This is a genomic window from Geminisphaera colitermitum TAV2, assembly GCF_000171235.2.
Lineage (GTDB): Bacteria > Verrucomicrobiota > Verrucomicrobiia > Opitutales > Opitutaceae > Geminisphaera > Geminisphaera colitermitum.
In genome coordinates this window covers 1-10141 of sequence record NZ_ABEA03000122.1, presented here as the reverse complement: position 1 = coordinate 10141, position 10141 = coordinate 1, and the positions used below count along the sequence as shown (strand labels likewise).

At 61.9% G+C, this 10141-nt stretch carries 7 protein-coding genes and 1 pseudogene; 5 read left to right on the top strand and 3 right to left on the bottom strand.

Translation table 11 applies throughout. The features are described 5' to 3' along the window. Positions 1-100: 100 nt before the first annotated feature. On the bottom strand, positions 101-1111 hold the full coding sequence (locus OBACDRAFT_RS14740) for a DUF4886 domain-containing protein (protein ID WP_232767177.1): 1011 nt from the start codon (positions 1109-1111) through the stop codon (positions 101-103). 237 nt (positions 1112-1348) lie between these two features. Here OBACDRAFT_RS14740 and OBACDRAFT_RS14735 point away from each other — a divergent pair, with 237 nt between their 5' ends. After that, on the top strand, positions 1349-2974 hold the full coding sequence (locus OBACDRAFT_RS14735) for a peptide ABC transporter substrate-binding protein (RefSeq protein WP_232767175.1): 1626 nt from the start codon (positions 1349-1351) through the stop codon (positions 2972-2974). Between the two features lie 64 nt (positions 2975-3038). On the opposite strand, the gene OBACDRAFT_RS14730 is transcribed toward OBACDRAFT_RS14735, so the two are convergent. Further along, positions 3039-4082, bottom strand: a complete 1044-nt coding sequence (locus tag OBACDRAFT_RS14730; RefSeq protein ID WP_043586830.1) for a LacI family DNA-binding transcriptional regulator — start codon at positions 4080-4082, stop codon at positions 3039-3041. A gap of 97 nt (positions 4083-4179) precedes the next feature. Between OBACDRAFT_RS14730 and OBACDRAFT_RS14725 the strand changes: the two genes are divergently transcribed. Next, positions 4180-4863, top strand: a complete 684-nt coding sequence (locus OBACDRAFT_RS14725) for a type II secretion system protein (protein ID WP_052362061.1) — start codon at positions 4180-4182, stop codon at positions 4861-4863. A gap of 167 nt (positions 4864-5030) precedes the next feature. Here OBACDRAFT_RS14725 and OBACDRAFT_RS26730 read toward each other — a convergent pair. After that, a pseudogene (locus OBACDRAFT_RS26730) lies at positions 5031-5794 on the bottom strand (IS5 family transposase). Positions 5795-5837: 43 nt separating this feature from the next. Between OBACDRAFT_RS26730 and OBACDRAFT_RS14710 the strand changes: the two are divergent. The 3 genes from OBACDRAFT_RS14710 (at position 5838) to OBACDRAFT_RS14700 (ending at position 10028) form a co-directional block, all read left to right on the top strand. Next, the gene (locus OBACDRAFT_RS14710) at positions 5838-6620 is read left to right on the top strand and encodes a PEP-CTERM sorting domain-containing protein (protein ID WP_157837099.1); all 783 of its coding nucleotides are present in this window, start codon (positions 5838-5840) and stop codon (positions 6618-6620) included. Between the two features lie 99 nt (positions 6621-6719). After that, positions 6720-7745, top strand: a complete 1026-nt coding sequence (locus OBACDRAFT_RS14705) for a hydroxyacid dehydrogenase (protein WP_043586828.1) — start codon at positions 6720-6722, stop codon at positions 7743-7745. 3 nt (positions 7746-7748) lie between these two features. Next, entirely contained in the window at positions 7749-10028 is a 2280-nt protein-coding gene (locus OBACDRAFT_RS14700; RefSeq protein WP_052362059.1) for a right-handed parallel beta-helix repeat-containing protein, read from the top strand. Positions 10029-10141: the final 113 nt, after the last annotated feature.

Below are 10141 nucleotides of genomic sequence, written 5' to 3'. Positions count from 1 at the left end.
GGGGGGGGAAGGGAGGAGGCGAAAGAGGCGGAGACGAAAAAGGAGGCGGGGAAAGCCCCCGCCTCCTTGGGTTTTGTGACGCGATTTAGACGATCACCGCTTAGCGAGTGCGTTCGCGTTGACGCTCGGCTTGCACGGCTTGATGAGCGATCTCGCGAAGTTGCGCGGCGTCCTCAACCGACATTCCCTTGGGCGCGTAGGCCGTCGCGGGAGGCACGGAGTCGTTGTAAATCGTCTCGTAAAACGCGCAGCCGCCCAGGTAGCAACCCGCGGCGTTAACATGGATCGCGTCGAGTCCGAACTTTTGCGTGCCATCCTTCTTCCGCCACGTCCAGCCCACGTTCAGGCTGCCCGTCTGGTCGGGAAGCTGGCCTTCGGGCGGGTTCTTGAAGTCGAAGTTGGGGTCAACCTTGTAGGTCCAGCGCGGGGTCTGGCGGGCGGCCTGAATGGCGCTGCCTGAGGGGATGATCCGCAATCCGCCGTAACGCGCCGACAACTCCCGATAGGCGGCGTGCAGGCCGTCATACATCTTCTGCTGCGTGAGTTCGTCGCCCTTCTGATACCAAGAGTGATCTTCGCGGTAGGCCCATGTTTCGTGAATGAGAATCTCGGCGGTCGGCGCATACTTGCGGATGGCCTCGATCAACTGCTTCGCGTAGGGCTCTTGGAACTCCGGCTTGAAGCTCCGCGCGCTCCATTCCTGGATCGTGACAAAATCCCATTCCTGCGCGGCGAGCGCCTCGGGCAGAGACACCGTCTTGCGTCCGGCGAGAGCCTTGCCGAAGACCGCCGGGTTGTTCGTGTAAGGACGCCCCTCGGCTGATTCGGGGTCCTTGAGCGCGGCGGCCAGGTGCTTCGCATGGCGTTCCAGCGAGCAACCGCCGAGCGAGGTGCGGCCCAGAAGCAGTTCTTTGCCGCCCGCCTCCGCGAGTTGCGGCAGTTGCGAGATGGCGTTGTTCGAAAAACTGTTGCCAATGGTCAGCAGCTTGACGCTTTTGCGCGGCGCATTAGCGGCGGCGGCGGTGTCCGTCGCACTGGCGGACCAGCCCGCCAGGGGAGCCAGCAACCCGGCCGCAAGGGCGAGTCGCAACGCGAGCCGTCGGCCACGCATGGCCACGGCTGTTGGAGTAAACGAGGACAGGGAGGTCGGAAAGACAGATGTCTGCATAACCCGGCCAATATCAAACATCCGACGGCCAACGTCCAACATCGAATATTTGAAAAACATCTGAAGGGCCGAACATTTAACATTTAACGGTTCAAGCGGTTGAGAACCGCCGGTTATTGAATGTTAAATATTAAGCGTTAAATGCTAAACGTTCTCCGTCCACACACCTGCCGCACACCCATGCCATTCCCGCCACTCCTGATCCGCGCCTTCGCCTTCGCCTTTTCCATTGCCGCCGCCGCCGCAACCCTCGTCGCCGCCCCCAAGTCAAAAATCCTCCACTTCGGCAACGGCACCGAGCCCCAGGACATCGACCCCGCCGTCACGACCGGCGTGCCCGAGGCGCGCATCATCAACGCCCTCTTCGAAGGACTCGTCTCCTACGCCCCCAGCGGCAGCGGAGTCGCGCCCGGCGTCGCCTCGCGCTGGGAAACCTCCGCCGACGGACTCGAATGGACGTTCCACCTCCGTCCCGACGCCCGCTGGTCCGACGGCGCGCCCGTCACCGCGCACGATTTTGTGCGCTCCTTCCAGCGCACCCTCTCGCCGTCATTCGGTTCTGAATACGCCTACTTTCTCTACCACGTGAGCGGCGCGGAGGATTTTAACAAAGGCGTTTTGAAAGATTTTGCGCGCACCGGCTTCAGCGCCCCCGACGACCGCACCCTCCGCGTCCGCCTCCGCCAGCGCGTGCCCTTCCTCCTCGATTCGCTCACGCATCACGCCTGGATGCCCGTCCCCATCGCCACCTTGGAAAAACACGGCGGACTCACCGCCAAAGGCACCGCCTGGACGCGCCCCGCCAATTTTGTCGGCAACGGCCCCTTCGTCCTCGGCGAATGGCTGCCCAACCAAAAGATCGTCGTCACCCGCTCGCTTACCTACTGGAACGCCGCCGCCACCCGGCTTGACGCCATCCACTTTCACGCCATCGACAACGCCGACACCGAGGAGCGCCAGTATCGCGCCGGCAAGCTCGACATCACCAGCACGCTCCCCACCTCGCGCATCCGCGCCTACCGCCGCCAGCGCCCCGCCGAATTTCGCTCCGACGACCTCTACGGCCTCTACCTCTACCGCCTCAACCTCACCCGCAAGCCCCTCGACGACGTCCGCGTGCGCCGCGCCCTCGCCCTTGCCATCGACCGCTCCGCCATCACCGAAAACATCCTCCTCGCCGGCCAGCAACCCGCGCTCAACTTCATCCCCCCGTCGCCCGAATTTCATTCCACCGCCAGTATTGCAAAAACAACTACCCCCGCCGCCGCGCCGCTCGACGCCGCCCGCCGCCTCCTTGCCGAAGCCGGTTTCCCCGACGGACGCGGTTTCCCCCGCCTTGAACTCCTCTACAACTCGATGGAGTCGCACAAGCAACTCGCCGAGGCCATCCAGCAGATGTGGAAGCGCAACCTCGGCATCGACATCGTCCTCCGCAACGAGGAGTGGAAAGTGTATCTCGAAACCGTCAACCGCCTCGACTACGACATCGCCCGCTTCGGTTGGAACGGCGACTACCCCGCCCCCTACAGCTTTCTCGATCTCTGGATCACCGGCGGCGGCAACAACAACACCGGTTACGCCAACCCCGCCTACGACCGCCTCCTTGCCGACGCCCTCGCCGCGCCCGACACCGCCGCCCGCCACGCCGTGTATCAGAAATTAGATGACATCCTCACGCGTGACGCGCCCGGCATTCCGCTCTATTTTTACAAACGCGTCTATGCCATCAGCCCCCGCGTCCGCCACTGGGTGCCCAACGTCCTCGACATGCGCGCCTGGCAATACGTGGACCTCGCGGAGCCGTAAACCGAACATCCACGCATTCCAGCGCAGTGCACTCACCCCCCCCCCCCCCGCCCGCCTGCGCGGTTCAACACCGGGTGGTCTCCCCCTGCACAAATTTGCCCTCGACCATCAAAATCCGCGGCGTTTCCGGGACTCCACGCTCATTGGAGTTCATCAACGAAATCAGCAAATCGACGCCCGCCGCGCCCACCTGCGGCGTGTTTTGATGGATACCCGTAATCCTGCGCTCCGCCAGCAATGGCGCGAGGTCCACGACGGCCAGACCGATGTCGCGCGGCGCCCTCAATCCCAACTCCGCCAGCCAGTCCTCCACACCTGCCCCGGTTGTCACCACCACGTCCGGCTTTTCCGCCTCCAGCCACCGCGCGAACCGCTCCCGCGTCCAGTCCGCGTGTAACAAAAAAGGCACTACCGGCCATCCCGGCAGTGATGCCGCGTCCGACATAAACCCGCCACGCCAGTTGTGGCACACGCGGTTGTCCATGTCTTCCTCCATCGCAAATCCGATCCGCCGGTAGCCGCGCCGGTAAAGCTCCGACACGAGCAACTGCATCGACCTGAACTGGTGGTTGCACGCCCGGTGCAGTTCAGGCTGCTCCAGCGAGTAGCCCAGCGCCACCGCCGAAAAATAGTCCCAGCAGAATCCCTCGAAAGGCGGGCGTCTGTAGGGAAACGGGGAAACGATGACGCCATTGATGCCCCGGTTGTGTATGACCTCGCTCAAGCGCCGGGGCGTCATGCCCTTTTCCCGCGCCCAGAAGGCCTCCAGGTGATACCCGCACGCCTCCGCGCGCCGGGCGGCTCCCTCATAGTAGGCGAAGTAGGTCGGAGACCGTTTCCATTCGTCGTGGCGCTCGTGTGCCGTGACGTAGGCAATGGTGCTGGGTTTATGGATACACCGCCGCGAACGGATTTCGGACATCACGCGCCCGATTTCCGGGTCGGGCCGGTAGCCGAGTTTTTGGGCGATCTTGCAAACGCGCGCACGTGTGCCCGCCGCCAGCGCGGGGTGATTGCGGAGCGCGAGCGAGACGGTCATGCGCGACACGCCGGCGGCCTCCGCAACGGTTTTTAGCGAGATGCGTGTAAAACTTTTGTCCGATGCCATGCGGGATGGGATTCCACTCGTTTTTACCGTAAAATCACAAGGGTGTTGTGACTCCTTTCTTCGCAGCCATCAAAAGAGGCCATCCTCCCGTTTTCCCATGAACACAACCCGCCGCGCCTTCACTCTCATCGAATTGCTCACCGTGATTGCAATTATTGGGATCCTAGCCGCCATCATCATCCCCACCACGGCCAAGGTCCGGCAGACAACGCGCTCGGCGCAATGCCGTTCCAACATGCGCCAGATCGCGCTTGCCGTGATTCTCCACACCAACGAACAGCGCAACAGCACCCTGCCCGGTCCGCTTTACAGCCGGGTGTCGCCCGCGTTCAGGCAAAACAACAAAAAGGGGCGCCTCATTGGTTTCCTCGCCCCCCAGTTCGGCATCGTCCTGCCTGCGGACCTCAACCAAGTGATCCTTGCCCCCGCCATGGTGTGCCCCGGTTTCGCCCTCGACAAACCAGAGTTGATCCGCGTGCCGGATGAAAACGCGATCACCTATATCAACAATTCGTCCAACAAAATCATCCCCGACTACGACGGCACCGTGTGGGGCGTTCCCGACACGGCCTCGCCTCACAATGCCCCCGTCCCGCTCACGCGCATTCCCGCGCCCGCGAGCACCTGGATGCTCGCCGACATCGACGCCGTGAAAGCCGCCGGCTGGGGCGGATGGAACATGGAGAAAATCAGCTCCACATCCATGCACGGCTCCACCCGAAATCGCGCCTATTTCGATGGCCACGTCAGCGTCGTTCCGCTTAACGCCCCGGACTCGTGATCCCTTTATCAGCCCGATCTCCAACCCGCTCAAGTAACCATGAAAAAACACATCACTGCCATCGCCACCCTCCTGTCCAGCCTCGGACTGTTGACCGCCGCCAGCCTCTGCCAAGGCGCATCCACCACGACCACGCTCCTCTCGGACGACTTCTCTAGAGCGTGTAGTCACGAGATTGAAGCCCAGAGGATGGCACACCTGAATTGGACGGCAGCGAGGAAAGAGGAGGCTCGTTTTGCGTATCGGGTTGCGATGCCGCGCCATTGCTTGAGTCGTAGGAATGCATTTTCTACCAGATGCCTGATCCGATAAAGATAAGGGTCATATTCGCGTTGTTCTATGCGATTGGTCTTTGGAGGAATCTGCGGGCAGATGCCTGCGGCCTGCGCCATTTCGATGATGGCGTTGGTGTCATATCCCTTGTCGGCGATCAGATGGTCTGCGGCAATGCCTTCAATCAACCTGCCAGCCTGTGTGCAATCAGCCGTGGAACCCGCTGTAACAATGACTCGCACCGGCATACCATGCGCATCCACGGCCAAATGTAGTTTGGTGTTTCGCCCCCTTTTGTCAGACCGATCGCCTCGTTTCCACCTCTGGCTCCCGCTGCATGCGGATGGATTTTGACATGACTGGCATCAATCATCAGCCACTCAAAATCGGGCTCGTTCATCAGTTCCGACAACAGGCGCTCCCAATGCCCCTTGTCTCTCCAGCGACAAAAACGCCTGTGCGTGTTGCCCCACCCTCCGTAATCCTCTGGAAGATCCCTCCAAGGCGCACCAGTGCGTAAAATCCACAGAACCGCGTTGAGGAACTTGCGGTTGTCCTCCGCCACCCCTCCCCACGCTCCTTTCCTTCCAGGTAGCAGCGGCTCCAGAACGCTCCAAACTCGGTCCGAAATGTCGTGACGGTGTTGATCTTTCGCCATGCTGACATTCTCCATCACAAAAAAACTCAGTCAATCTTATCTCGTGACTACACTCCCTAGCATGACCGTCACTGTTCCCAAAGTCGGCCAGACGGCCACCTCTGGCGCCAACACCTACCACTCCATCAGCACCAATGGACTGTTCGAAGGTTCCAGCGGCTCGCTCAACGTGAACGGGAGCTGGTCAAGCGGCTTCGTGCAATTCCCGTCCACCACGCTGTCGAACGTCGGTGACTACGTGACCCTCTCCTTCTCTGTCCAATATGCGATCGCCCCCGCCACCACATCGGGCGCACTGCGCTTTGGCCTGTTCAACAGCGGCGGCGGCACGGCCAGGCTATATCCCTACAACGAAACAACCAATGACACCGGGGGCACCGCCACCGGGTATTTCGCTGCGGTCAACACAGGCGGAACGAACGACACCAGCATGTACCGAAATTCCGGTGACACGACTGGCTCTACCGTCATGAACACAACCACCACCGGCGCCCGCCTCATCGGTTTCAATGGAGCCAGTTTCGGAACAACGGCGCAAACCGTCACACTCACCATCACGCGCACGGATACGGACAAAATCTCCCTGAAAGGCTCCATTGCGGGAACCACATTTTCCATCACCAACGCCGCGCAAGTCGGCACGCCCGTGACTTACACGTTTGACTCCTTCGTATTCGGAGCGGGCAACCTCGCCAACGGCTACACAATCGACAACCTCTCGATCATCACCAACGCCTCCGCCGTCCCCGAACCCTCCACGGTTGCCCTACTCGCCGGCGGCTGTGCCGCTGGCATCACGCTGCTCGCCCGCCACGGCAAACGCTGAACCGCGGTTCATCCTCATCCGCAAGGAGCCCCCCCCCTCTATGCCTCCGCCGTCCACGACGGAGGCATACCCATCCCTTTTCCGTCCGCGAACCCGCTCATGAAGACAAATAACCTCATCCTTTTTGATCCGCATCCGCGCCCGCTTGCCCAGCTTTTCGACGCCGTGACCCGGCAACGCCTGGAGACGCTCGGAGAAGTCATCTATCATGACGACGCGCCGCTCCCCGACGCCGACATCGAAAAATACCTGCCGCGCACCAGCATCCTGATCGGCCAGTCCGCGCTATCCAAGGAACGCCTCGACCGCGCGCCGCATCTCAAAGCCGTCTTCAACGTTGAGAGCAATTTTCTGCCCAACGTCGATTATCTCGAATGCCAGCGCCGCGGCATCCACGTGCTCTCCACCGCGCCCGTGTTTGCCAGGCCGGTTGCGGAAATGGCGCTCGGCATGGCGCTCTCCCTCGCCCGCCGTATCCACGAGGCGGATGCAGCCGTCCGCGCCGGGAACGAAACCCTCTACGGCGAAGGCGACAACCACGACTCCATTCTCCTCTCCGGTCGCAAGCTCGCCGTGGTGGGCTGCGGCAATGTGGGCCGCGCCCTGCTCCCGCTGCTGCGCGCCTTTGGCGGCGAGATTCTGGCGCACGATCCATGGATTCACCCCGGCGTGCTGCGTGAACTCGGCGTGACACCCGCCACGCTGGACCAATGCTTTGAACAGGCCGCCGCCGTGTTCCTCATGGGTGCGGTGACCACGGAAAACCTCGGCGACATCGGACGCCGCTATTTTGATCGCATGGCCCGGGGCGGCATCGTCCTGCTGATGAGCCGCGCCGGAGTGGTTAATTTTGATGAATTGCTGACCGCCGCCGCCTCGGGTCATTTGCGTGTGGGCATCGATGTCTGGCCCGACGAGCCGATCCCTCAAAACCACCGCGCGCGCCGCACGCCCAACACCCTGCTGCAAGCGCACCGCGCCGGCAACATCGCTGAAATCTGGCCGTGGATGGGACAATGGGTTGTGGATGACATTGAACAAATCCTCAAGGGACTGCCTCCCCAGCGCTGCCAGCGGGCGCAGTGGGAAACGGTGTCCAGACTCCGCAGCAAACCGGTCGAATAAACGATGAACATTCTTTTGAAAAAACACCGGCCACTCCGCCTCATCATGATCCTCGCCGCGCTCCTTGCGCCGGCCTTCTCCTCCGCGAGCAACGCGACCGCTGCCGAGCATCTTCTCAACGATGGATTCGAACAGGAACTGCGCGAATGGACACAGGTGGGCGGAAGATTTGAGGTCACGGAAAGCGGAGCAACCGGCGGTAAAAATTACGCCCGCCTGGTGCAGTCCGGAAAAAACGCCACGCTGCGCCAGAACCTGAAAAATCTGGAACCCGGGAAGCGTTACCGCGCCCGGCTCCAGGTGCGCAACAACACCGTCACCGATGGCCGCCTCATCCTGCGCGACGAAAGCAACGCCGCTTATCTGGCCTGGTCGAAACTGCCGCTCGCAACCGTGTCCTTGCCCGCGTCCGCAAGCGCATCCGCAAGCGCGTCCGAGGCCGCGTGGCAGGAAGTCTCCACGGTTTTCACCGCGCCCGCCGATGCGAGCCGCGTGGCCGTCGAAATCAGTTTCCGCGGGCCCGGCGGATGCGAGATTGATCGTGTCCGCATAGAAGACCCCGCTACCCCAGCGATGGCAGGCTCGGGCGGCAACAAAACACGGACGGCGCGCATCATCCATGTCTCACAACACCAGGGACGTCTGGACGGAGACGGGAGCGAAGCCCGTCCGCTCTCCAGCATTCAGGACGGACTCAATCTTGCCCAAGCGGGCGACACCGTGCGCGTGTACCCGGGAACTTACTACGAATACGTGGATTTCAAATCCTCGGGCGAGGAAGGCCGCCCCGTCACGCTCGAAGGCCTCCCCGGAGCCATCATTGACGGCGACTACCGCCTGCCTCTGAACTGGAGGCCCGCCCCGGAACTGGGCGCGGCGGTTTACAAAACCAAGGTGCCCCGCGCAGTCTTCTCCGTGACCACTGGGGAGAAGGCGTGCATGATGCTGCGCGAAGACTGGGCGCGTCCCGGCCAGGCAAAAATGGGACCGGAATGGGAATGGCCCAAACTATTCCGCGATGGCGTCGGCGAGTCCAAATGGGACGGCGTCAAGGCGCTTACCCTTTACCTGCCGGACTTCAACGAACTCGTGATCCGTTTCAAAGACGAACTCGACCCGCGCCAGATGAAAATCGCTACGGCCTCGTCGGACAAAAACGACGCGCTCATCCGCATCGACGGTTTTGATCACTGTGTCGTGCGCGGGCTGATACTGCGCAACGCCGCCGCCGGCGTGCGCATCACCTACTCACGGGGCTCCGTGGTCGAAAAGTGTGTCATCGGCCCCATCGACTTCGGCGTCCTGCTGCACATGGGGTCGGACTCCTGCGTCATCCGCTCCAACGAAATATTTTGGAATCCCTACGGGGGCTCCGATCCCGAGGGCGCCCCCGCCTGGGATCACTGGCTGGCGTGCAAGCGCGCGGGCTGGCTCGATCGCTATGGAGTCGAAATCCGCGAAACGCACGGCGGCCACTGGATTCACGACAACCACATCCACAACCACTGGGACGGCATCAGCGCCCGCCCGTATCATTTTGGCCGGGCCTCGCCGTCACGGATTTTTCACAACCGCATCGAGAGCCTGAGCGACGACGGGCTGGAAACCGCCGGTCTTCAAGACGGCTGGGAGTGGCACGACAACCTGCTCATCCGCTGCCGCGTCGGCATCCGTATCAAGGCACCGGATACAGGTCCGCTCTATATTTACCGGAACCTTTTCCTTCAAAACATGGAGGACATCCGCAACTACGGCGAAGTGGAGCTGCAACCGGCGGAAGTTTACGTTTATCATAACACCTGCACCTCTCCGGCTGCGATCAGCTCCAATAAGGTGCACGGGATCGGCACACCCAATTACCATTATTTCAACAACCTCTTTTACTGCGCCCGCTGGTTTCTGAACCAGTCCCTCTCTCTCAATCCCAACTGGAAGGCTGATTTCAACGTCTATGTCCGCGCAACCAGCGTGAGTGGCGCGAACGGCGCGGACGATTTCCCTTCGTCCACGTGGCGGCAGGACCGCGAACTGGCTGCGAGGCTGGGCATCGACAACAAGAGCCTGTGGGTCGAAGCCGCGCCTGGTCTTGTCGATTTGAAGGGTGGTGATTTACGCCTCACGCCGGACAGCGTGGCGCGCGGGCGTGGTGTGGATTTATCCACTCATTTTGGCAAGCCATTGCCGGGCTGCCCGTTGGGATATTTCAGCGGAGCGGCCCCGGACGCGGGCGCACTTCAGCGGGGAGAGGCAATGCCGACATTACCCCTGCACATTACGCAATAATCGCCGCAACACCGGCCTCACCTTGCGCGCCAGATGCGGGTTGGCGTAGGCGATCCACGACACCGGCGTCGTCGTATCGAGCGGCACGCGAACTCCCCCCCCCCCCCCCCCCG